This window comes from Micromonospora craniellae, assembly GCF_014764405.1.
Taxonomy (GTDB): Bacteria; Actinomycetota; Actinomycetes; order Mycobacteriales; family Micromonosporaceae; genus Micromonospora; species Micromonospora craniellae.
Genome location: NZ_CP061725.1, coordinates 6,337,132 through 6,358,111, shown reverse-complemented (window position 1 = coordinate 6,358,111; position 20,980 = coordinate 6,337,132). Strand labels below are relative to the sequence as shown.

Below are 20,980 nucleotides of genomic sequence, written 5' to 3'. Positions count from 1 at the left end.
CCGATCTCAGGGGGTGGCCACGGCGGCACGCGAACGGTCGGCGGCGATCTGCACGGCCAGCGCCGCCAACACCGTGCCCATCAGCATCCGCTGCACCCGCAGCCACAGGGGACGCCGGCCGAGGAAGCCGGCGATCCCGCCGGCGGTCAGCACGATCAGCGCGTTGACCGTCAACGCCAGGGCGATCTGGGTCAGCCCGAGCAGCAGGCTCTGCCCGGCCACGTTGCCCCGGGCCGGGTCGATGAACTGCGGCAGCAGCGAGACGTACAGGATGGCGATCTTCGGGTTGAGCAGGTTGGTGACCAGCCCCATGGTGAACAGCCGCCGGGCCGGGTCCGGCGGCAGCGGCGCCGGGTTGAACGGCGAGTGCCCGCCGGGCCGGATCGCCTGCCACGCCAGCCACAGCAGGTACGCCGCTCCGGCCAGCTTCACCACCGTGTAGAGCGCCGGCACGAGGACGAACACCGTGGCGATGCCGGCCACCGCCGCCCCCAGGTAGACCGCGAAGCCCGCGGCGACCCCGAGCAGCGAGATCAGCCCCGCCCGGCGGCCCTGGGTGATCGACCGCGACACCAGATAGACCATGTTCGGCCCCGGCGTCAGCACCAACCCCAGCGCGACCAGCGCGATCCCGACGACTCCCGCACCACTGACCATCTCGTGCCCCCCCCCCCGTTCCACCTCGCACCGAAGCCTAGGCGTCCGGGTGGATCTCCGTTGTCCCGCCGGACCGGCTAGCCCTGCATTCCGCACGACACCGCCAACCGGGAGAATCATGCGGTGACACTTGAGGAACAACGGGAGCACATCCTCTCCGGCCGGATGTACAACGATCTCACCGACGAGCTGGTGCAGGCCCGGCAGCGGGCCGTGCTGCTGACGACCGAGTACAACGACAGTTTCGGGCAGTCACCGCAGCAGCGCGAGGCGATCCTGCGTCGTCTGCTGCGCGCGGTCGGGAGCGGGGCTCAGTTCGAACCGACGTTCCGCTGCGAGTTCGGCTTCAACATCAGCGTCGGCGACCACTTCTACGCGAACTTCGACTGCGTGATGCTGGACGGCGGCGGGATCACCATCGGCGATCACGTCCTGTTCGGCCCACGGGTCGGCATCTACACCGCCAATCACGCCGTCGACGCTGGTGAACGGGCGGCCGGGGCGTGCTACGCCAAGCCGGTCACGATCGGCGACCACGTCTGGATCGGTGGCGGCGTCACCATCAACCAGGGCGTGACCATCGGCGCCAACACGATCATCGGTTCGGGCAGTGTGGTCACCCGCTCGATCCCGTCCGGTGTCATCGCCGTCGGATCACCGGCCCGGGTGCTGCGCGAGATCACCGACGCCGACAAGACGGGCTACCAGCCGTGACGCCCGCCGCACCGACGTGTGTCCGCCGTCGGTCGGCGTGGGGTCAGCTCACGGCCTTCTCGGCTTCGGCGGTCAGCGCCGTCACCGCGTAGGAGTGCCGAAGGTGCGTGGTGAGGTCGCCGGCGCGGGTAGCCTGCGGTGGTGAGCACACCATCCGGCGACTACACGGCGACGCTTCCCCGAAAACGCATGGGCGCCGCGGTTCTGTTCACCGACGCTGCCAGGCGGGCTCTGCTGGTTGAGCCCGCCTACAAGGACTACTGGGAGATCGTCGGTGGGTGCGTCGACGCCGACGAGTCACCCCGGCAGGCGGCGGTCCGTGAGGTCAAGGAGGAGTTGGGCAAGTCGATCGTCCCCGGCCGGCTGCTGGTGACCGACTGGGTGCCGCAGCGGCCGGGACGCACCGAGGGTGTCATGTTCGTCTACGACGGTGGCTCCCTCGACGAGCTGGGCACAGCTGACATCCATCTGCCGCCGGACGAGCTGCGCAGCTGGGCCTGGTGCGACCAGGAGCAGATCCGGGACCGGATGTCGGAGCTGCTGGCCCGCCGGGTGATCGCCGCGCTGTGCGCCAAGGCCGAGGGCACGGTGTTCGACCTGGAGAACGGCTTTCACACGCACTGACATGCGTCGGCGGCGCGCACCTTCGTCAGGAGGGTGCGCGCCGTCTTGCTGTTCAGGCTGCCTTGTCGAAGCGGTCGGCGGCTGCGGTGCCAGGTCGGATGGGCGCCACCTCGGTGACCGGTTCGCTCAGGAGGGTGACGCCGCCGGAGCGGTAGAGGCTGTCGTGGATGCCGTCGGCGTACAGCAGCCCGGTCAGGTCGGCGCGGGCCTTGGCGATCGGGTGGGCCCGTTGGAACCCGGCCGCCCCGATCAGCGGCGCCAGGTCGGCGACGGCGCGGACGGCGGTGTCGACGCCGGCGGCGAAGTCGGCGTGCGGATGTGAGTCGGCGGCCAGGCGGCTGGTCGCGAGCGCCGCCAGCAGCGCGGCGGTGATCTCGGCGTGGGTGCGGCCGAGGACGACCAGGGTCGGCGTGCTGCCCCGGCAGCGGCGCCCAGTGCGGGACCACCGAGGAAGTGAGCGACGTGAAGAGCGGTTGGCATGCGCACCCAGACGCCGCTGACGATCACACCGATCTTCGCTTGGTCAACCCAGGACGAGTCGTAGGGCTGGGTGCGATCTGCGACATCCGACCGGAACGCCTTGACGATCCGGACGCCCAGAGCTTCTCGGTCAGCGAATATGCCGCGCTCGATGACGGCCGCCGCGTGATCTTGCATGATGCTCGTGGCTTCACGATCAGTCGGACATCCGGTAGCACACGCGACGATGCTGTTCCGGACCACGTGGCCCGGGACAACATCGTCCGCGCGACGTTGAACGCCGTTCTTCCTGACGACGACGAGAACCCCGAGGCACACCCGTGGGCGAAGCTGGCCGACCTGGCTCGGGCTCGCGGCCTGAATGCCTCTGCCGAAGACCTGCGCGGTCTTCCATACGACGTGAACCTCACCGACGACGTGCTTCGCTGGCTCGCAAACCCCTGAAGCCGACGACGCATCGAGGCGCTGATGGCCAAGCCCGACGAGCAGCTGGCTTGGGAATCGCTGCTCGGCCGGCCGCAGGCCCGGCCGTGCTGACGCCTACCGGCGGCGGGTGGTCGGGTCGCGGTGCTGCTGCCAGCGGCGCAGCGCCTCCGGTGACACCCGGGCGTAGCGGGCCAGGGACGCCACCGAGGTGTGCCCGGAGAACGACAGCAGGGTGGAGGTGTTCGCCCCGTCCTCGGCGGCGTGGGTCAGCGCGGAGTGCCGCAGCTGGTGCAGCGTCGCGCCGCCGGTGGTCTCGGTGAAGCGTTCGGCGGCCCGGCGGTAGGACAGCCGGGCCTGCCCGGTCGGCTCGTAGACGTCAGCCGGGGCCAGGGGCACCCGGGCGCGGCGGTCGGTGAGGAACACCGGACCGCGGGACCGCCCCTTGAGCAGGCGGGGCAGGAGCCGGGCGGTCCCGGTCTGCCACACGATCACGTCGACGGCGTTGCCCTTGCGGCGCACCTTCGCGCACCGGTTGCGCAGGTCCAGGTCCTCCACGTCGAGCGCGAGGACCTCGCCGGCGCGGGCAGCGCTCTCGTACAGCAGCCGCCACAGCGTCCGCTCCCGCAGCGGCAGGTCCTCTCGGCCCAGCAGCGCGCTGATCTCCGCCCGGCCCAGCGCCCGGGTCCGATCCGGCGCCCGGCCGCGCCGGCGCAACGCCCGGCTCGGATCACCGGCGAGCCAGTCCTGTTCCCGCCAGTAACCGATCGTCGAGCGCAGGGTGTCCAGGTTGCGGTTGTACGTGGCCGGCGCGCGCTCACCCCACCGGCCCGTGAACCAGGCGACCAGCTCCGTTGCGGCGGCCGGGGTGTCGAGTGTTGCGAGGGGGGGTGGCCGGGCCCAGGTGCTCGCGCACCTGCCGCAGCGTCGAGGCGTAGACCCGACGGGTGCCGGCGGTCTCCGGATGATCGAGGGTCGCCAGGAAGCCGTCGATCGCCTCGACCACCGACGGCCCCGCCACCGGGCGCAGCCGACGCACCGTGCCCACCCGAACCACCTCCCGCCCTATCGCAGAAAAGCACGGCCAGTCGGCACCGCACCGGTTGCGGTTGAATCCAGGTCACCGCTCCCGGTCCGGCACTCTATCGCAGAAAGTCACTAGCTTTCTGCGATAGACGAGCTCGGCCATCCACGATCTTGCCTAACGGGACTTCTCCGAGCGTTGGTCCTCAAGGGCCATCACCGCCAGCGCCAATTTCGGCGTGAATCTTCCTCAACCCCGTGTTTCCCCAGGCCCACGGTGAAGCCCTCGCGGCGCAGATCCCGGCGGCCCAGCTGGACATCGTGCCTGGGATGGGTCACCATCCGTTCTTCTCGCCGGGGCTCACCGAACGGATCGCAGGCTCGATCATCCGCCACACGACCTGATTCCAGGACGCGCGTCCAGACGACGGGTGCCGTAGAAGATCACGTTGTCGATCCGGCTCCACGACTCGTCCGGGCCGTCTCATCCGACCTCGGACGAGCTGGGCATTATTTATTGAATTACCGGCAATGCCAATCCAATAAATAATGCTTACAAATCGGGCATATTGCTAGCGCATCATAATGACTGTTAATGTGCGTAAGGGCTTGCTCTGGTGTAAATGACGGACTTCGCCGCCTGGTCAGAGCTTCCGGGGGCGTCAGGCTGGCCCGTACGTCGCGCGGGCTGCGGCGACCTCAGCGGCCTGGCGCTCGCGCCAGCGCTTCTGCGCCTCGCGGTTGCAGGCCCGGCAGATCCGCCGGTAGCGGCCCGTCGACGGCTCGGTCTCCCGCTCGTGCCCGTTGCGGCACACCGGGGGTTGGCGGCGTTCGCGGCAGTTGTCCGCGTGGCTGAGTTGGCGCAGATGCGTTGGCTCGATGCAGTCCGGCACTCCACAGTCGTGGTGGACCTCGAGAGTGGGGTCGTAATCGCCGACGAAGACCACGTACGCCGCGATGTGCGCCCAGGCCCGGCCCGCCAGCTTCTGGTACACGCCCCGCTGGCGGCCGTAGCCGCGTGCGACGAGGCACCCGTTGTCAGTTCGTGTCGAGCGGCTCAGCAGGTATGCCCGCAGCGTGTCCTCGGTGAAGTGTCGGGCCAGGCCGTTGATCTGAGACAGCACGACGTCAGGTTACGGCGCGACTAGGACATCGCCGGTCGGGCGGCCGGCGCGCCAGGTCTGTCGTGAATGTTGGCGGTCGAGGGGTTACGGCACGCAGTAGACGTCGCCGGAGTTGGCCTCGTGCGGCAGCGCGAGCAGGTACGCCGCCATCTCCTCGGCGGTGGCCCAGCGGCCGAGGGTCAGCGCCTTGTGGTCGCCGAGCGCCACGTCGAAGCCGCCGAAGCCGAGTGCGGTCAACCGGTCCAGGCAGCGCAGCGCCACCGCGCGTTCGATCGTGGTGAACTCGAACGACAGCGCGGGGAGCGTGGCGCTCAGTCCGGCCAGGACGGCGTCCTCGAAACCCTCCACGTCGATCTTGGCGAAGGCCGGCGTGCCGTGGTCGGCGATGAGGGCGTCGACGGTGGTGACCGGGACCTCGATCTGGCCGTCCCAGACCTGCCCCTCCCAGCCGCCGGCACCGGCCGCCGCGCTGACGAAGTCGGTGGAGGCGGTGGAGACTGTCGGGTTGGCGGAGTTGACCAGGAAACCGATCCGGCCGGGTTGCGCCCCGCAGGCCGCCTCGATCAGGGCGACCTGGTCGTCGTCGGCGTAGATGGTGCGCAGTGCCCGCAGGCACAGTGGTTGAGGCTCGACCGCGACCACGCGGGCGCCGAGGCGGCGGAAGCTGCCGATGTGGTCACCCACGTGGGAGCCGATGTCGAAGACCAGGTCACCGGGGCGGACGAAGCGGGCGTAGAAGGCGTCCATCGCCGCGTCCCGCCCGGGGTCGCCGTAGTACACCTCCAGCGACCGGCGCAGCGCAGCGGTCGTCGGGTCGGCCTTGAGCGCCTCGACCGCGGCGGAGTGTGTGCCCATCGCAGCACCCTAACCCGCCCATCCTGCCGAGGTGGCTCGGCTCGGCGACGCCGGTCGCCCGGTGTGACTCGGGCGCGCAGGACAGGCGGCGTGCGGGGCACCGAGTTGACAACACGCGGCCGGAGCGCTAAATATGAAGACAGAGTTGAGTCGCCAAGGCTCAACTTAACCGAAACCTTCGGCGCAGAGGAACCGAGGAGGCACGAGATGCTGATGCGCACCGACCCGTTCCGTGAGATCGACCGGCTCGCCGAGCAGTTCTTCGGCACCACCAGCCGCCCGGCGGTCATGCACATGGACGCCTACCGCGACGGCGACCACTTCTACGCCGCCTTCGACCTGCCGGGTGTGGACCCGGACAGCATCGACTGCACCGTCCAGCGCAACGTCCTGACCGTCCGGGCCGAACGTCGCCGGCCCGCCGGTGACACCGTCGAACTCGTCGCCGCCGAGCGTCCGATGGGCGTGTTCAGCCGGCAGCTCTTCCTCGGCGACACGCTCGACACGGACAAGCTGGAGGCTGGGTACGAGAACGGCGTGTTGACGCTGCGGATCCCGGTGGCGGAGCGGGCCAAGCCCCGTAAGGTCACCGTCAGCGCAACCGACGCCGGCCGGCGGCAGATCAACGCCTGACACATGCGACGGCCGGGCGGGAGGTGCTTCCGCCCGGCCGCGTGCTGCGGCCGTACGGTCCGGCGGTGTGCGATCATGACGCGTCGGCGCGCCTGTTCGTCAACCTGAAACACGACTGAGAACATTTCTCACATGCGTTCGTCCGACACTCCGGCGTTGTACCGCCCGCCGGCCCATCCCGCCCTGCCCGGGGGGCCGATGGCCGTCACCGACGCGTGGCTGCGTAACCGGCGGTTGAGTGAACACACCCGCGACGCGTACCGACGGGACGTCGCCGGGTGGCTGGGCTGGTGCGACACCCGCCACCTGGATCCGCTGCGGGCGAACTTCCTGCACGTCAACGAGTACGCGCGGACACTGGAGAACACCCTGGCCGCCCGTACCGGACGGCCGCTGACCCCGGCCACCGTGGCCCGCAAGCTGTCCGCCCTGTCGAGCTGGTACGACTTCCTGGTCAAGCTCCAGGCGGTGCACGCCAACCCGGTCTCCGACGCCGACCGGCCCCGCATCGACCGCGACCACTCGGCCACCGTGGGCCTGAGCCCCGACGAGGTGGACGCGCTGCTCGCCGCCGCCGAGGCCGACACCGGGCCGACCGCCGCCCGCAACCGCGCCGCCGTCACCCTCCTGGCCGACCTGGGTCTGCGGGTCGGGGAACTGGTCTCGCTGGACGTCGCCGACCTCGGCGCCGAACGGGGACACCGCAGCGTGCGCTTCACCGGCAAGGGCGGCAAGTCCCGCCGCCGCGCCCTCACCCCCTCGACCGCGTACGCGGTGGACGCCTACCTGACCCAGCGTGCCGCCGAGCAGGGCGTGGCGACACACCAGCTCACCGGGGCACTGCTGGTCACCGCCAGCGGCGCCCGACTGGACCGGCACTCGGTGTTCCGGCTGATCCGGCGGCTCGCCCGTGACGCGGGCATACCGGCCTGGGCGCGACTGTCCCCGCACTCGCTGCGGCACGCCTTCGCCACCACCGCCCGCGCCGAGGGCGTACCGCTGGAGGACGTGCAGGACGCGATGGGCCACGCCGACCCGCGTACCACCCGCCGCTACGACCGCGACCGGCACAACCTCGACCGCGATCCCGCGTACGCCATCTGGGCCGCCCGGGCCCGCCGCCGCAACTGACCCGGCACCGGACGGCTTTCCGCCCGCCGACGCGCCCGATTCTCTACGGTCGGACGGTGTGGGCGAGGCGCAGCCGTGGAGCAGGCCGGCCCGGCGACGCCACCCGATGCGGGTCGGGCTCGTCTTCGCCGGCGCCGGCGTGGCCCTGTGCTGCATCGGCGTCGCCGGTCTCGGCGCCTGGAACGTGCAGGTCGTGACCCAGGCCGCCGGCCCGGTGCGGGAGACCGCCGAGGGGTTCCTGCGGGAGGTGACCACGGGCGACACCGGCAGCGCGTACGAGCGGCTCTGCGCCGACGCGCGCAGCCGGTGGAGCGAGCTGGGCTTCACCAGTTGGGTCCGTACCCCGCCGATCGTGCGCGACTACGCGATCGTCGACGTGTCGGTGGCCACCGACCGGGGCAAGCCCCATGGCACGGTCACCGTCCGGCTGACCCGCGACAGCGGCGCCACCGAGCAGCGTGAGCTGTCGGTGGTGCGGGAGGACGGGTGGCGGGTCTGCGGCGACCCGTACTGATCAGGCCCCGACCGTCCCGACCGGCTCGGCCAGCCGACCGTCACGCAGCGGAACCGGCGCAGGCGGTGGCGCGGGGACCGAGGTCACCGCTGCGGTGGTGGCGACGGCACAACACCTGGTAGCGCACGTCGGCATCGTCGACGGTGTCGCCGATCACGACCTGCTCGCCCTCGCGGACGATCCGCCCGCCCGCGACCCGGGCGTTGAGCAGGCCCTCCCGGCCGCACCAGCAGAGCACCTCGACCTGGATCCGGGCCACCGAGTCGGCCAGTTCGAACAGCCGCTGGGCGGCCGGGAACAGGCAGGACCGGAAGTCGGTGGCCAGCCCGAAGGCGTACACGTCGACGTCGTAACTGTCGACCAGGTCAGCCATCTGCTCCACGTGCTCGACGGAGTAGAAGCTGGCCTCGTCGCAGATCAGGTAGTCCACGCGTACCCCGTCAGCCCAGGCGTCACGGACGAGGGTGCGCAGGTCCAGCGCGTCGGTCACCTCGATCGCCTCGTGTGCCAGACCGATCCGGGTGGTGACCTGCGGGCCCAGCGAGCGGTCGATGCGGGTGGTGACCAGCCCCCGGCGGCCCTGCCGGGAGTGGTTGTAGTTCATCTGCAACGCCATCGTGGACTTGCCGCAGTCCATCGGACCCCAGTAGAACCGCAGCGCGGCGGCGTGCGCGGGCCGCCCATCGACGCCACGGGCGGCCACGCACCCGGCCGACGTGTCGCCCGGGCCGGCCATCCGGGGGCGGGCCAGGCAGGTGGGTACGGGGTCTGGGGCGCTCGTCACGGACCGGCAGCCTAGTCGATCGACGGCGCCGACCGGTCCACCGATGGTCCGCCGGTGTGGGTCACAGCACCCGTGGCGGCGTGTTGCCGGCGGCCACGATCGCCCGCCGGATCGGCACCGCCAGCAGCAGCAGGAAACCGACCACAAAGAAGATCAGCAGGGAGACCAGGCCCACCCGGTAGGAGTTGGTGAGTTGGAACACCAGACCGAACGCGAGCGGCCCCAGCCAGCTGGTGCCCTTGTCGCTGATCTCGTAGAAGCCGTAGTACTCGCCCTCCTTGCCAGCCGGGATGAGCTGGCTGAACAGCGACCGGCTCAGCGCCTGGCTGCCACCGAGGACCAGGCCGATGGCCGCGCCGAGCAGCATGAACGGCAGCGGCGCCTCGGCCGGCAGCCGGAACGCGCCGAGGATCACCGCGGTCCACAGCACCAGGCTCAGCAGGATGGTCTTCCACGCCCCGATCCGCCCGGCCAGCCAACCGAGGCCGAGCGCGCCGCCGAACGCCAGGAACTGCACCAGCAGGATCGTCACGATCAGGGTGCTCTGGTCCAGCCGCAGCTCCTCGGTGCCGTACTGGCTCGCCAGAGTGATGACGGTCTGGATGCCGTCGTTGTAGACCAGGAACGCCAGCAGGAAGAACAACGTCAGCGGGTACGCCTTGATCTCCCGCAGGGTGCGGCCGAGTTGCCGGAACCCGTCGGTGAGCACGTTGCCGCCCGCCCCGGCGGCGACCGCGGCGGCGGTGGGGCGCTCGCGCAGCCAGCGCAGCGGCACCAGGGTGAACACCGCCCACCACACGCCCGCCGAGACGATGGACCAGCGGGCCAGGTCGAGTGTGCGTTCCGGGGTGCCGTTGTCGAACGACTGCACCGCGACCAGGTTCAACGCCAGCAGCAGGCCGCCTCCGAGGTAACCCAGCGCCCAGCCGCGACTGGAGATGCCGTCGCGTTCGTCCGGCCCGCCCAACTGCGGCAGGAACGAGTTGTAGACCACGATCGCCGCACCGAAGCTGATGTTGGCGATCATGAACAGCGCGCCGCCGAGCAGGTACCGGTCACCGGTGACGAAGATCATCCCGATGGTCGCGCCGGCACCGATGAACGCGGTGCCGGCCAGCAGCCGCTTCTTGTGCAGCGACCGGTCGGCGATCGCGCCGATCACCGGCAGCACGAAGACCGTCAGCAGCACCGACAGCGAGATCAGGTACGGGTAGTACGAACCGGCGGCCACCTTGATGCCCAGCGGGTAGACGTACCCCCTGCATTCGTCGGCGCCGAGTTGGCAGCCGGCCGCCATCTTGGCCACGCTGGTCAGGAACGGCCCGAGGAACACCGTGATGACGGTGGTCTGGAAGGCCGAGTTGGCCCAGTCGTAGAAGTACCAGCCGGTGCGCTCGCGGCGGGTGCTGGCGGGCTGTGGGGTGTCGTTCGCGGCAGGGGTCGCCGTCTCGGCCATGTGGGGTCCTTTGCCCGGGGGTGTTCAGGCGGCCCAGTGGCCGCGGCTGCGATAGACGTCGCGCAGCACGCCGACGTGGTCGGTCATGATGCCATCCACACCGAGATCAAGTAACTCGTGCATCTCGGCAGGTTCGTCGATCGTCCAGACGTGCACCTGCAACCCGAGGCGGTGTGCCGTCCGCAGCAGGCGGCGGTCCACCACCGGGATCCGGCCGAACCGCACCGGCACCTGCGCGGCCGCCACCGACGGCGGCAGGCGCACCGGCCGGCCGGTCAGCGAGGCCCAGCGCAGCCGGGCCACCCCGCGGACGCCGAGGCTGGTGGCGACCCGGCCGTGGGTGAGGGCACGCAACCGGGTCAGCCGGCTGTCGCTGAACGAGGCCAGCAGCACCCGATCACCGGCACCGGCCCGCGCCACGGTGGTCACGGTGGGTGCCACGGCGGGGTCGGACTTCACGTCGATGTTGAAGCGCACCTGCGGCCACGCGTCGAGCACCTCGTCCAGGCGCGGCACGGCGGCGGCCCCGCCGACGCGTACCGTGGCCAGGTCGGCCCAGCTCAGCGCGGACAGCCGCCCCCGCTGCCCGGTCAGCCGTTCGAGAGTGTGGTCGTGGAACACCACGGCGACCCCGTCGGCGGTGCCGTGCACGTCGGTCTCCACGTACCGGTAACCCAGCTCGGCCGCGCGGGCGAAGGCCGCCGTGGTGTTCTCGTCGCCGTCGGCGGCGCCGCCACGGTGCGCGAAGGCCAGCGGCGTCGGGGCGTCGAGGTACGGGTGACCAGGTGGCACGCAGCGCAGTATGCCCGGCGCCGGTGCCCGGCGGACGACCGGCCGGTGCCCGGTGTGTGCCCTACGCCGGTGGCGGATACCGGAAAGTGATCGCGCCCATCCACTGTGTGACGGTCGCCGTGCGGTGCAGCGGGTCAGCCGGTGGCGGGGCGGCGTCGGTGGGAACGGCTGGTGTCCACCGGTCGGCTCGGGTCGACGTGGCGGGGCCGGTCGGGTTCGTCCGGGCGCAGCGGCACGAGGGTGTCGGTGAGGGCGTCGATGATCCGGTCGGTGGCCTGGCGGGCGGCGCCGGGCGTCCCCGGACGCAGATCGGTCAGGTCGACCGGGTCACCGAAGTGCACCCGGACGGTGGGGCGGCGTGCCAGCGCGCGGCCGACGCCGCCCAGCAGACCCTTGGGCGCCCGGTACGGCAGCACCTCGTGCGAGCCCCACTGTGCCACCGGCACGACGGGTGCACCGCAGGTCAGAGCGAGTCGGGCGGCGCCGGTCTTGCCGCGTTCGGGCCACAGGCACGGGTCGAGGCCGATGCGGCCCTCGGGGTAGACCAGGATCGGCGCGCCCGCGGCGACCGCGGTGGCGGCGTCGTCCAGGGCCCGGTGTACGCCGATGGCGCCCCGGTCGACGCGGATGTGCCCGGCGCGGCGCATGGCGGCACCGATCACCGGTGCGCGGAACAGCCCGCCGGTGGCCATGATCCGGGGTGCGACCCGCTGGTCGCGGCAGGCGGCGGCGAGCACGATCGGGTCGAACGGGCTGATGTGGTTGGCGGCCAGGATCAGCGGCCCGCCGCGCAGGTGCGCGGGGATGTCGCCGGTGACCTCCAGCCGGGCCAGCGCGCCGACCACGACGCGGGCGAGCAGTTGGGCGATGCGCCAGATCAGCGGCGGTTGCCAGGGGGAGTGGGCGTGGTCCACAGCCGGTGATGGTCGCACGGCGCAGGCCGCCGGTGCCGGACCGGGGGCCGGACGGCAGAGGTGAGCAGGGTCATTGGTCCCGGAGCGGTTCGGGCCGCCCGACGCTGTACGACAGGCTGTAGTATTTACTACGTCTTGTAGTATCAGCAGCCTGGGGGTCGCAGGTGGACGCGTTGGACGTCGCCCGCTGGCAGTTCGGTGTCACCACCGTCTACCACTTTCTCTTCGTGCCGCTGACCATCGGACTGTCCGTCCTGGTCGCCATCCTGCAGACCCTCTGGCGCCGCACCGGGGACGAGAAGTACCTCAAGCTCACCAAGTTCTTCGGCAAGCTGTTCCTGATCAACTTCGCGATGGGCGTGGTCACCGGCATCGTGCAGGAGTTCCAGTTCGGCATGAACTGGAGCGACTATTCACGTTTCGTCGGCGACATCTTCGGCGCCCCCCTGGCGATCGAGGCGCTGGTCGCCTTCTTCCTCGAATCCACCTTCATCGGCCTGTGGATCTTCGGCTGGGACCGGCTGCCCAGACGCCTGCACCTGGCGTGCATCTGGGCCGCCGCGATCGGCAGCAACCTGTCGGCGTACTTCATCCTCGCCGCCAACTCGTTCATGCAGAACCCGGTCGGCTACTGGGTCAACCCGGAGACCGGCCGCGCCGAGCTGACCGACTTCGTCGCCGTGCTCACCAACAAGGTCGCCCTGATCACCTTCCCGCACACCATCGCCGGCGCATTCCTGGTCGCCGGGTCGCTGCTGGTGTCGGTCGCCCTGTGGCACCTGATCCGGCGCCCCGACAACGCCGACACCCCGGCGTACCGGTTCGCGGCCCGCTTCGGCTCCTGGGTCACCCTGGTCTCGGCCGCCGTCGTCGTGATCACCGGCGACATCCAGGGCAAGATCATGACCCAGGCGCAGCCGATGAAGATGGCCGCCGCCGAGGGCTTCTACGACACCGAGAGTCCCGCCTCGTTCTCCGTACTCACCATCGGCAGCCTCGACGGCAGCCGGGAACTGTTCGCCATCAAGATCCCGTACCTGCTGTCGTACCTGGGCACCGGCGACCCCAACGGCACCGTGCACGGCGTCAACGACCTCCAGGCCCTCTACACCGCCCAGTACGGCCCCGGCAGCTACACCCCGATCATCCCGGTCACCTACTGGAGCTTCCGCTTCATGATCGGCTTCGGGCTCGCGGCCGCCGCCATCGCGCTGCTCGTGCTCTGGTCACAACGCAAGGGCCGGACCCCGCGCGGCACGTGGCTGCTGCGCGCCGGCCTGGTCATGCCGGTCCTGCCGCTGCTGGCCAACTCCTTCGGCTGGATCTTCACCGAGATGGGCCGCCAGCCCTGGATCGTCTTCGGCGAGATGCTCACCCGCGACGGCGTCTCCCGCAGCGTCTCCCTGGGCGAGGTGCTCACCAGCTTCGCCGCCTTCACGATCATCTACGCCGTCCTCGCGGTGGTCGAGGTGAAACTGCTGATCCGGTACGCGAAGGCCGGCGTACCGGACGTCACGCCCGCCTCCGAGCCCGACGACACCGACGACACCGACCGCCCGCTCGCGTTCGCCTACTGACCCGGAGCCCCACCGTGGAACTGGCCACCATCTGGTTTCTCCTCGTCGCCGTGCTGTTCACCGGCTACTTCATCCTGGAGGGCTTCGACTTCGGCGTCGGCATGCTGCTGCCCGTGCTCGGCCGCGACGACCGCGAACGCCGCGTGATGATCAACACGATCGGCCCGGTCTGGGACGGCAACGAGGTCTGGCTGATCACCGCCGGCGGCGCGATGTTCGCCGCCTTCCCCGAGTGGTACGCCACCCTCTTCTCCGGCTTCTACCTACCGCTGCTGCTCATCCTGCTGGCCCTGATCGCCCGGGGCGTCGCCTTCGAGTACCGCCACAAGCGCCCCGAGGCGTCCTGGAAGCGCCGCTGGGACAACGCCATCTTCTTCGGCTCGCTCATCCCGGCGATCCTGTGGGGCGTGGCCTTCGCCAACATCCTGCGCGGCGTACCCCTGGACGCCGACCACGAGTTCGTCGGCGGCCTGGTCGACCTGCTGCACCCGTACGCCCTGCTCGGCGGCGCGACCACCGCGGCGCTGTTCGGAACGCACGGCACGGTGTTCATCGCCCTCAAGACCGTCGGCGACATCCGGAGCCGCGCCGCCGCCCTCGCCGTCCGCCTCGGCGTGATCGCCGCCGTGCTCGCGGTCGCGTTCCTCACCTGGACCCTGACCATCCGCTCCAGCACCGCCGCCGTGGTGCTCGCCACCGGTGCCGCCCTGGCCCTGCTCGGCGGCCTCGCCGCCGCTCAGGTCCGGCGCGAGGGCTGGGCCTTCACCGGCACCGCGCTGGCCATCGGCCTGGCCGTGGCGACCCTGTTCGCCGCGCTGTTCCCCACCGTGCTGCCCTCCACGCTGGACCCGGCCGGCACGCTGACCGCCGCCAACGCCGCCTCCACCCCCTACACGCTGCGGATCATGACCTGGGTCGCGGTGTTCTTCACCCCGATCGTGCTGGCCTACCAGGGCTGGACGTACTGGGTGTTCCGCAAGCGCATCGGCGTCAAGCACATCCCGCAGCACTGACCGGATCGGCCCGGGACCCCGCGTCCCGGGCCGATCCGGCACCATGAGTCCATGCCTCACCAGCACACCTACCGCACGACCGTCACCTGGACCGGCAACCTCGGCACCGGCACCAGCGGCTACCGCGCCTACCGTCGTGACCACGACGTCACCGCCGACGGCCCGCCCCCGATCGCCGGCAGCTCCGACCCCACCTTCCGCGGCGACCGCACCCGGTGGAACCCCGAACAGCTCCTGCTGGCCGCGCTGTCCCAGTGTCACTTGCTGGCCTACCTGCATCTCTGCGCGGACAACGGCATCGTCGTCACCGGCTACGTCGACGCCGCCACCGGCAGCATGACCACCGACAACGCCACCGGCAGCGGCCACTTCACCGAGGTCGTCCTGCGCCCCCGGGTCACCCTCGCCGACCCCGCCGCCGCCGACACCGCGACCGCGCTGCACGACGACGCGCACCGGGTCTGTTTCATCGCCAACTCCGTCAACTTCCCGGTACGGCACGAGCCCACCACGGTCACCGCCTGACCTCGTCGACTCCTGCCGGAAAGACACGCGCGGGGCCCGGGGGCACGTTCGCCCCGGACCCCGCGCTCACCTGCGCCGGAGACTCAGCCTGCCTCGCGCAGCTCCGCCAGCCGGGCCTCGATCTCGGCCAGCTCGGCCCGCAGCTTCTCGGCCTGCCGCTCGGCCTCGGACCGCTCCGACGTCAGGATCTGCTCCACCGCCTCGTGCACACCGGGCACGTCGACCAGCGCCACCATCCGCAGCGCCTCGGCCGGCTTGAGCACGTACGGCTTGGCCAGCACCTTGCCGCCCTGCTGCGCCGCCACCGTCCACTCGCCCTCGGCGTACGCCAGGGTGACCGTCAGCCCGGCCGGTCCCTTCGGCTTCGCCGCCTTCACCGGCCGCCGCGCCGGCTTGGCCTCCACCGTCTCCACCTTCGGCTCCTCCCGTGGGCTCGACTCCTCCCGCCGGGGCTCCGGCACCCGGTCCAGCACGAACTCCGGCTCCGCCACCGGCGGCTCGACCGGGGCCGGCTCCACCTTCGCCTCGGCCGGTCGACGGCCGGCGCCCCGGGGGGCCACCGCCACGTCGGCGGGGGAGAAGGGCAACTCGTCGCGTCCGAAGCGCACCACCACGTACTCCTCGGACACCGCCGGATCGGTCAGCTCGACCACCTGGCCGACCTGCCCGGCGATCTGACCGGCCGAGGCCGTGAACACCACCTTCGGCTTGCGTCCCGCGGCCAACGCCTCTCGGATGCCGCGCACCTCGTCATCGGACAAACCCTGGCCAGCGGCTCCCATCGCGCTCCCTCATCCGTCGTACACGTGTTCAGTCGCCTGCTTTGATACCAGTCCCCGGCGACACCCTGAAGATCAGCCCCCATCGCCGTGAGCGCCCGGTCCGCGTGCTGGTTCATGTCCGGGTCAACGCGGTCGCCCCGGGCATCACCCGGACCGACATCCACGCCCTCTCCGGGCAGCCGGACCGGCCCGAGCGGGCCGCCGGTCGGATCCCGCTGGGTCGTCCCGGCGAACCCGACGAGGTCGCCGCCGCCATCGCCTGGCTGCTCGGAGCGGACGCCTCGTACACCACTGGCGCCGTGCTGCGCGTCGGCGGTGGTCTCTGACCCTCCGGTCGTCACCCCTGCCCCGGCGTGCGCGGACGCGCCCGTCGGGTGGGTTGACCACGTCCCGCCAGAACCCCTATCGTTCCAGTACGTCGAACGGCGTACGGCTCAGTCGAACATTCTGATGGGGGTGTCGTGGTCGAGACCGCTCTGGGCGTCATCGTCCCGCCGGCCAACCCGACCGTCGAGCCCGAGCTGCGCCGCCTGCTGCCGGCACGGCTGCGCTACCACGTGGCCCGGCTACCGGTCGTCGACGGATCACTCGCCCACCGGCTCGACCGGTACGCCGAACTGCTTCCGGAGACCGTCGCCACGCTGCGGGGACTGGACCTGCGGGCCACCTACGTCGCCTGCACCGGCTGCTACTACCGGCCCCGGCACTCCGACGCCGACCGGGCCGCCGCCGAACGGCTCGGCAGCCCGGTCGTCGGCGCCGCGAGCGCCGTGCGGCAGGTGCTCGACCGGCTCGCCGCACGGACGCTGACCCTGGTGTCGCCGTACCCGGACTGGCTCACCGAGCAGGCGGCGGCGTTCTGGCGGGCGACCGGCCGCACGGTCGCCGAGGTGGTGACGGTGCCCGGCACGGGCGCCATCTACGACCTCGCCTCGACGACGGTCGGCGACACCGTGCACCGCGTGCTGGACACGCTCGGCACGACCGCCCCCGACGGACACGCAGTGCTGCTCACCGGCACCGGCGCGCCGAGCCTGGACGTGCTCGACGAGGTCGTGCCGCGCTCGCCCGTGCCGGTGCTCTCCTCGAACCTGGCCGGCGCCTGGCAGTCGATGCAGGCCGCCGGGGCCGCGCACCTGGCGGCGCAGTCGCCGAGTCCGGCGCTGCGGCACCTGGCAGGCGTCCTGGCCGGACCCGCCACGACGCAGATCGCCGGCGGTCCCGCCGGCCGGAAGGAGTGAACGTGCCGCCAAGCCACCCGGTGGAGGCACCGGTCGTCGTCCTCGGCGGCGGACCGGTGGGCATGGTGACCGCCCTCGCGCTGGCCCGGTACGACATCCCCGTGGTCGTCCTGGAACAGGGCCACGACGAGGTGCGCTCGGAGTGGCGCGGCTCGACGGTGCACCCGCCCACGCTCGAACTCCTCGACGAGCTGGACCTGGCCGCGCCGGTGCTCGCCGAGGCCGTCCGGGTGCGCCGGCTGGACTACCGCGACCTGGAGCTGTCCGAGTCCGCCCGCTTCTCCTACGACCTGCTGGAGGGGGAGACCCGCTACCCGTTCCGGCTCCAGTACGAGCAGTACAAGCTGGTCCGGCAGTTGCGCCGGGCGGTCGCCGGGGCGCCCAACGTGGACCTGCGGTTCGGGCACGAGGTCGTCGGGCTGCGCCAGGACGACACGCGCGTCGAGCTGGACGTGGCGGTCGACGGCGACCGGCGTACCGTGGCGTGCCGCTGGGCGGTGGCCGCCGACGGGGCGCACAGCATCGCCCGCAAGCTGCTCGACGTGCCGTTCCCCGGCTTCACGTACCCGTCGCTGAGCCTGGTGGTGGCCACGCCCTTCCGGTTCGAGGACGCGGTGCCCGACCTCAGCGAGGTCGGCTACTGGTCCGGCCCGCGCGGCCGGTTCTCGCTGATCCGTACCCCGGACATCTGGCGCGCCGCGCTGTCCACCACCACCGGGGTCGACGACGAACCACCGACGGGCACCCACCCGGACTTCCTGGCCGCCGTGGACCTGCTGCTGGGCTCCCCGACCCCGCCGGACGGGCTGCTGCCGCTGCACCAGCACCAGATGTACCGCAGCCACCAACGACTGGCCGACTCGTTCCGGATCGGCCGGGTGCTGCTGGCCGGCGACGCCGCCCACCTGAGCAGCACCACCGGGGGCATGGGCCTGAACTCCGGCATCCACGACGCGATGGCGGTGGCCGCCGCGCTGGCCGATTCCGACCAGGACACCGCGACCACCGCGTACGCGCAGCGACGCCGCTCGATCGCCGAGCGCTTCGTGCAGCCGACCACCACCGAGAACCGCACCTCGGCGGACGCGGCGGACCTGGCGGGGCGTCGTGAGCGGCTGGTGCGGCTGCGGGCGGTCGCCGACAACGCCGAGGAGGCCCGAGCGTATCTGCGGCGGGTCAGTATGCTCGGGATCCAGCACTAGGCGCCGCAAGCCGGTGCCCGCCCGCGAAGTGCCGCCCGACGGCACGCACGAGAGGTCACGGTCGAATGGAGTCAGCGGTGCCGGTGAGTGAGCCAGCGGACGGCCACCGTTACACCGCGAGCGGCCTGGGTCGCGCGCTCGCCGTGATCGACCTGCTCGCCGAACGTAGCCCCGAGATGGTCGGGGTGTCCACCGTCGCGCGGGACCTGAGCCTGCCCAAGGCGGTGGCCCACCGCATCCTCAAGGAGCTCACGGCCAACCAGTTCGTCACCTTCGACGAGGGCACCCGGCGCTATCGCCTGGGTCCGGGCGCGCTGGCCGCCGGTCTGGCCGCGCTGCGCGCCATCGACGTACAGGCGACCACCAACCGGCACATGCGGCGGCTGGTGGAGATCACCGGCGAGACGGCCACGCTGTCGATGCGGCAGGGCTGGGTGCGCGTCTACACCGACCAGGTGCTCTCGCCGCACGAGATCCGGATGTCGGTCACGCTCGGCTCCCGGCACTCGCTGGTCGCCGGCTCGTCGTCCAAGGCGATCCTGGCCGCGTTGCCCGACGCCGAGGTGTCCGAATACCTCACCACCCACGAGCTGGTGTCGATGACGCCGGCCACCATCACCTCGGTCGAGCAGCTCTGGGACGACCTGCGGGTGGTACGCCGGGAGGGCTACGCGGTGAGCCGGGGCGAACGGCAGGCGGGGGCCGCGAGCGTGGCGGCGGCCATCCGGCTCGCCTCCGGCGAGGTCTACGGATCGTTGTCGCTGTGTGGCCCGCAGGACCGCTTCTCCTCGCGTCTGCTGGTCGAGTACGGCGACCTGGTGGCCGACGCGGCCCGCCAGGTCAGCGCCGAGCTGGGCTACCAGCCCGCCCCGGAGCCGGCCGACGCGGAGCCGGCGAAGCGCCGCGCCCCCCGTCGTCAGGTGGCCCGCGCGTCGGCCGACCAGGCCGACAGCAGCTCGGCCGAGGTCGTGGCCTCGCAGAAGTAGAAACCGAGGTTGCGGATCGCCGGCTCGGCCAGGTCCGGGCGGGTCCAGCCGACCATGTCCGTCGGCAGGGTGACGGCCAGGTCGGCCATGTACGCCTCGCGCACGGTCGAGTCGACGCAGACGTTGGCCGCCGTGCCGACCACCACCACGTGGTCGCGTTCGTGTGCTCGCAGCAGGTTGTGCAGGGGCGTGCCGACGAAGGCGCTGTAGCGCGTCTTCTCCAGGTGGCAGTCGCCGGGCGCGGGGCGTAGGCCGTCGGCGAGTTCGGCGCCCCAGGAGCCCGCCGCGCAGACGCTGAGCGGGCTGCGGCCCATCGCTTCGGCCCGTGCCCGCCGGGCCGGCGACACGAGCTGGTCGTGGGCGGCCTGCCGGACCCAGACGACGAGGCAGCCGGCGGCCCGCGCCGGGTCGAGGAAGCCCGGTAGCCGGCGGGCCAGTTCGGCGTTGACCGCGACGTCGGCGCCGAGCGTCGCCATCGCTCCGGCGGGGGAGCAGAAGTCGTTCTGCATGTCGATGACCAGCACCGCGGTCCGCTGCGGGGGGTACTTCATGAGGGTATCTCCCAAATTGGAGTATTGATTCGGATCGATGATGCCGAGTCGGGTCCGACAGGCCATTGACCTTGCCGCCGAACATAGCTTACGTTCGCACCAACAGAACGGCGTACTGCACAAGCGAACAATCTCGCGATCAACGCGGGCCGGTCGGTGACAGGGGTAGCCCATGAGTGCGATCAAAGTGGAGGGCGTCAGCAAGGTCTTCGCCGGCGCCGGCGGGCAGTCGATGCTCGCCCTGAGCGACGTCTCGCTCGACATCGCCGACGGTGAGTTCGTCGTGCTGCTCGGGCCTTCCGGGTGTGGCAAGACCACCCTGCTGCGCATCATCGGTCAGTTGGAGAGCCCGACCGTCGGTCGGGTGAGCCTCGACCACGGCACGCGGTCCGACGGGGACCGACCTCTGGGCTTCGTCTTCCAGGAGGCCACCCTGATGCCCTGGCGGTCCGCCGCCGCCAACGTGGCCCTGCCGCTGGAGATGGCCGGCGTCGGCCGCCGGGAACGCACCGCGCGGGTCCGCGAGATGCTCGAACTCGTCGGCCTGCCGGAGGCCGAGGGCAAGCACCCGCACCAGTTGTCGGGCGGCATGCGCCAGCGGGTCTCCATCGCCCGCGCGTTGGCGCACGACCCGCAGGTGCTGCTCATGGACGAACCGTTCGGCGCGCTCGACGCGCAGACCCGCGACATGATGAACTCCGAGCTGCAGCGCATCTGGCTGGAGAACCGCAAGACGGTCGTCTTCGTGACGCACTCCGTCTCCGAGGCGGTGTTCCTCGCCGACCGCATCGTGATGCTGGGGACCAAGCCCGGCCACATCCACTCCATCACCGAGGTGACGCTGCCCCGGCCGCGCACCATCGACATGACCGAGACCGCCGAGTTCCGCCATCTCGCCGCCGAGCTGCGTCGACAGATCGGCGCGGTGCAGGACCCCGACAACCGATCCGCCGTCTCGGCCTGACCGCATACCGAGGTG

At 71.4% G+C, this 20,980-nt stretch carries 25 protein-coding genes and 1 pseudogene; 15 read left to right on the top strand and 11 right to left on the bottom strand.

Annotation, left to right across the window (positions count from 1 at the left end):
• Positions 1-6 precede the first annotated feature (6 nt).
• Positions 7-657, bottom strand: a complete 651-nt coding sequence (locus tag ID554_RS28965; RefSeq protein ID WP_117227653.1) for a LysE family translocator — start codon at positions 655-657, stop codon at positions 7-9.
• Between the two features lie 123 nt (positions 658-780).
• Here ID554_RS28965 and ID554_RS28960 point away from each other — a divergent pair, with 123 nt between their 5' ends.
• The 4 genes from ID554_RS28960 (at position 781) to ID554_RS28945 (ending at position 2,919) form a co-directional block, all read left to right on the top strand.
• Entirely contained in the window at positions 781-1,371 is a 591-nt protein-coding gene (locus tag ID554_RS28960) for a sugar O-acetyltransferase (RefSeq protein ID WP_223884323.1), read from the top strand.
• 141 nt (positions 1,372-1,512) lie between these two features.
• A complete protein-coding gene (locus ID554_RS28955) occupies positions 1,513-1,995 on the top strand; it encodes an NUDIX hydrolase (protein WP_317985203.1) in 483 nt (160 codons plus the stop codon).
• Positions 1,996-2,158: 163 nt separating this feature from the next.
• Positions 2,159-2,317, top strand: coding sequence for a hypothetical protein (locus ID554_RS28950; RefSeq protein ID WP_158573715.1), 159 nt, complete (start codon positions 2,159-2,161; stop codon positions 2,315-2,317).
• Positions 2,318-2,448: 131 nt separating this feature from the next.
• Positions 2,449-2,919 (top strand): hypothetical protein, encoded by a 471-nt coding sequence (locus ID554_RS28945; RefSeq protein WP_147333440.1) that lies wholly within the window; start codon positions 2,449-2,451, stop codon positions 2,917-2,919.
• A 96-nt stretch (positions 2,920-3,015) separates the two neighbouring features.
• Here the strand turns inward: ID554_RS28945 and ID554_RS28940 are convergent, their stop codons facing one another.
• From ID554_RS28940 to ID554_RS28925, 4 genes are all read right to left on the bottom strand, one after another.
• Positions 3,016-3,615, bottom strand: a complete 600-nt coding sequence (locus tag ID554_RS28940; protein ID WP_223884322.1) for a tyrosine-type recombinase/integrase — start codon at positions 3,613-3,615, stop codon at positions 3,016-3,018.
• A 100-nt stretch (positions 3,616-3,715) separates the two neighbouring features.
• The gene (locus tag ID554_RS28935; protein ID WP_147333439.1) at positions 3,716-3,946 is read right to left on the bottom strand and encodes a hypothetical protein; all 231 of its coding nucleotides are present in this window, start codon (positions 3,944-3,946) and stop codon (positions 3,716-3,718) included.
• A 637-nt stretch (positions 3,947-4,583) separates the two neighbouring features.
• Positions 4,584-5,045: an HNH endonuclease gene (locus tag ID554_RS28930; RefSeq protein ID WP_117227648.1), complete on the bottom strand. Its 462-nt coding sequence runs from the start codon at positions 5,043-5,045 to the stop codon at positions 4,584-4,586.
• 84 nt (positions 5,046-5,129) lie between these two features.
• A complete protein-coding gene (locus ID554_RS28925; RefSeq protein WP_117227647.1) occupies positions 5,130-5,900 on the bottom strand; it encodes an FkbM family methyltransferase in 771 nt (256 codons plus the stop codon).
• Between the two features lie 207 nt (positions 5,901-6,107).
• On the opposite strand from ID554_RS28925, the gene ID554_RS28920 reads away from it, so the two are divergent.
• From ID554_RS28920 to ID554_RS28910, 3 genes are all read left to right on the top strand, one after another.
• Positions 6,108-6,533 carry an Hsp20/alpha crystallin family protein gene (locus ID554_RS28920; protein WP_117227646.1) on the top strand — a complete coding sequence of 142 codons (426 nt, stop codon included), beginning with the start codon at positions 6,108-6,110 and terminating at the stop codon, positions 6,531-6,533.
• A 132-nt stretch (positions 6,534-6,665) separates the two neighbouring features.
• On the top strand, positions 6,666-7,664 hold the full coding sequence (locus ID554_RS28915; protein WP_117227645.1) for a tyrosine-type recombinase/integrase: 999 nt from the start codon (positions 6,666-6,668) through the stop codon (positions 7,662-7,664).
• A 106-nt stretch (positions 7,665-7,770) separates the two neighbouring features.
• Positions 7,771-8,178, top strand: coding sequence for an Rv0361 family membrane protein (locus ID554_RS28910; RefSeq protein WP_117227644.1), 408 nt, complete (start codon positions 7,771-7,773; stop codon positions 8,176-8,178).
• Between the two features lie 40 nt (positions 8,179-8,218).
• Here the strand turns inward: ID554_RS28910 and ID554_RS28905 are convergent, their stop codons facing one another.
• The 4 genes from ID554_RS28905 to ID554_RS28890 all read right to left on the bottom strand — a co-directional run bounded on the left by ID554_RS28905 (position 8,219) and on the right by ID554_RS28890 (position 12,124).
• Positions 8,219-8,914, bottom strand: coding sequence for a thymidine kinase (locus ID554_RS28905; protein WP_117227643.1), 696 nt, complete (start codon positions 8,912-8,914; stop codon positions 8,219-8,221).
• Positions 8,915-9,023: 109 nt separating this feature from the next.
• Positions 9,024-10,418, bottom strand: coding sequence for an MFS transporter (locus tag ID554_RS28900; protein ID WP_117227642.1), 1,395 nt, complete (start codon positions 10,416-10,418; stop codon positions 9,024-9,026).
• A gap of 24 nt (positions 10,419-10,442) precedes the next feature.
• A complete protein-coding gene (locus tag ID554_RS28895; protein ID WP_117227641.1) occupies positions 10,443-11,210 on the bottom strand; it encodes a glycerophosphodiester phosphodiesterase in 768 nt (255 codons plus the stop codon).
• Positions 11,211-11,344: 134 nt separating this feature from the next.
• Positions 11,345-12,124: a lysophospholipid acyltransferase family protein gene (locus tag ID554_RS28890; protein ID WP_117227640.1), complete on the bottom strand. Its 780-nt coding sequence runs from the start codon at positions 12,122-12,124 to the stop codon at positions 11,345-11,347.
• A gap of 164 nt (positions 12,125-12,288) precedes the next feature.
• Here ID554_RS28890 and ID554_RS28885 point away from each other — a divergent pair, with 164 nt between their 5' ends.
• Genes ID554_RS28885 through ID554_RS28875 form a run of 3 tightly spaced genes read left to right on the top strand, consistent with a single transcriptional unit; the run spans position 12,289 to position 15,239 of the window.
• Positions 12,289-13,701 carry a cytochrome ubiquinol oxidase subunit I gene (locus ID554_RS28885; protein WP_117227639.1) on the top strand — a complete coding sequence of 471 codons (1,413 nt, stop codon included), beginning with the start codon at positions 12,289-12,291 and terminating at the stop codon, positions 13,699-13,701.
• 14 nt (positions 13,702-13,715) lie between these two features.
• The gene (gene cydB, locus ID554_RS28880) at positions 13,716-14,714 is read left to right on the top strand and encodes a cytochrome d ubiquinol oxidase subunit II (RefSeq protein ID WP_117227638.1); all 999 of its coding nucleotides are present in this window, start codon (positions 13,716-13,718) and stop codon (positions 14,712-14,714) included.
• 51 nt (positions 14,715-14,765) lie between these two features.
• Entirely contained in the window at positions 14,766-15,239 is a 474-nt protein-coding gene (locus tag ID554_RS28875; protein WP_117227637.1) for an OsmC family protein, read from the top strand.
• An 83-nt stretch (positions 15,240-15,322) separates the two neighbouring features.
• On the opposite strand, the gene ID554_RS28870 is transcribed toward ID554_RS28875, so the two are convergent.
• Positions 15,323-16,021: a hypothetical protein gene (locus tag ID554_RS28870; RefSeq protein ID WP_117227636.1), complete on the bottom strand. Its 699-nt coding sequence runs from the start codon at positions 16,019-16,021 to the stop codon at positions 15,323-15,325.
• Positions 16,022-16,137: 116 nt separating this feature from the next.
• Here ID554_RS28870 and ID554_RS28865 point away from each other — a divergent pair.
• From ID554_RS28865 to ID554_RS28850, 4 genes and pseudogenes are all read left to right on the top strand, one after another.
• Positions 16,138-16,347 (top strand): annotated as a pseudogene (locus ID554_RS28865) (SDR family oxidoreductase); the annotation flags it as partial.
• A 135-nt stretch (positions 16,348-16,482) separates the two neighbouring features.
• Positions 16,483-17,262: an aspartate racemase/maleate isomerase family protein gene (locus ID554_RS28860; RefSeq protein ID WP_117227635.1), complete on the top strand. Its 780-nt coding sequence runs from the start codon at positions 16,483-16,485 to the stop codon at positions 17,260-17,262.
• A 2-nt stretch (positions 17,263-17,264) separates the two neighbouring features.
• Entirely contained in the window at positions 17,265-18,464 is a 1,200-nt protein-coding gene (locus ID554_RS28855; RefSeq protein WP_147333438.1) for an FAD-dependent oxidoreductase, read from the top strand.
• 83 nt (positions 18,465-18,547) lie between these two features.
• Positions 18,548-19,450 (top strand): IclR family transcriptional regulator, encoded by a 903-nt coding sequence (locus ID554_RS28850; RefSeq protein ID WP_223884321.1) that lies wholly within the window; start codon positions 18,548-18,550, stop codon positions 19,448-19,450.
• Here the strand turns inward: ID554_RS28850 and ID554_RS28845 are convergent.
• The gene (locus ID554_RS28845) at positions 19,381-20,001 is read right to left on the bottom strand and encodes a cysteine hydrolase family protein (protein ID WP_158573714.1); all 621 of its coding nucleotides are present in this window, start codon (positions 19,999-20,001) and stop codon (positions 19,381-19,383) included. The genes ID554_RS28850 and ID554_RS28845 overlap by 70 nt on opposite strands.
• 172 nt (positions 20,002-20,173) lie before the next feature.
• Here ID554_RS28845 and ID554_RS28840 point away from each other — a divergent pair, with 172 nt between their 5' ends.
• Positions 20,174-20,965 carry an ABC transporter ATP-binding protein gene (locus tag ID554_RS28840; protein ID WP_117227632.1) on the top strand — a complete coding sequence of 264 codons (792 nt, stop codon included), beginning with the start codon at positions 20,174-20,176 and terminating at the stop codon, positions 20,963-20,965.
• Positions 20,966-20,980: the final 15 nt, after the last annotated feature.

What these genes read in the sequence shown, in the direction of transcription:
- ID554_RS28920 (WP_117227646.1), top strand. Translation starts at nt 6,108, where the DNA reads ATGCTGATGCGCACCGACCCGTTCCGTGAGATCGACCGGCTCGCCGAG.
- ID554_RS28840 (WP_117227632.1), top strand. Translation starts at nt 20,174, where the DNA reads ATGAGTGCGATCAAAGTGGAGGGCGTCAGCAAGGTCTTCGCCGGCGCC.
- ID554_RS28910 (WP_117227644.1), top strand. Translation starts at nt 7,771, where the DNA reads ATGCGGGTCGGGCTCGTCTTCGCCGGCGCCGGCGTGGCCCTGTGCTGC.
- ID554_RS28915 (WP_117227645.1), top strand. Translation starts at nt 6,666, where the DNA reads ATGCGTTCGTCCGACACTCCGGCGTTGTACCGCCCGCCGGCCCATCCC.
- ID554_RS28965 (WP_117227653.1), bottom strand. Translation starts at nt 657, where the DNA reads ATGGTCAGTGGTGCGGGAGTCGTCGGGATCGCGCTGGTCGCGCTGGGG.
- ID554_RS28875 (WP_117227637.1), top strand. Translation starts at nt 14,766, where the DNA reads ATGCCTCACCAGCACACCTACCGCACGACCGTCACCTGGACCGGCAAC.
- ID554_RS28905 (WP_117227643.1), bottom strand. Translation starts at nt 8,914, where the DNA reads ATGGCCGGCCCGGGCGACACGTCGGCCGGGTGCGTGGCCGCCCGTGGC.
- ID554_RS28845 (WP_158573714.1), bottom strand. Translation starts at nt 20,001, where the DNA reads ATGAAGTACCCCCCGCAGCGGACCGCGGTGCTGGTCATCGACATGCAG.
- ID554_RS28925 (WP_117227647.1), bottom strand. Translation starts at nt 5,900, where the DNA reads ATGGGCACACACTCCGCCGCGGTCGAGGCGCTCAAGGCCGACCCGACG.
- ID554_RS28870 (WP_117227636.1), bottom strand. Translation starts at nt 16,021, where the DNA reads ATGGGAGCCGCTGGCCAGGGTTTGTCCGATGACGAGGTGCGCGGCATC.
- ID554_RS28900 (WP_117227642.1), bottom strand. Translation starts at nt 10,418, where the DNA reads ATGGCCGAGACGGCGACCCCTGCCGCGAACGACACCCCACAGCCCGCC.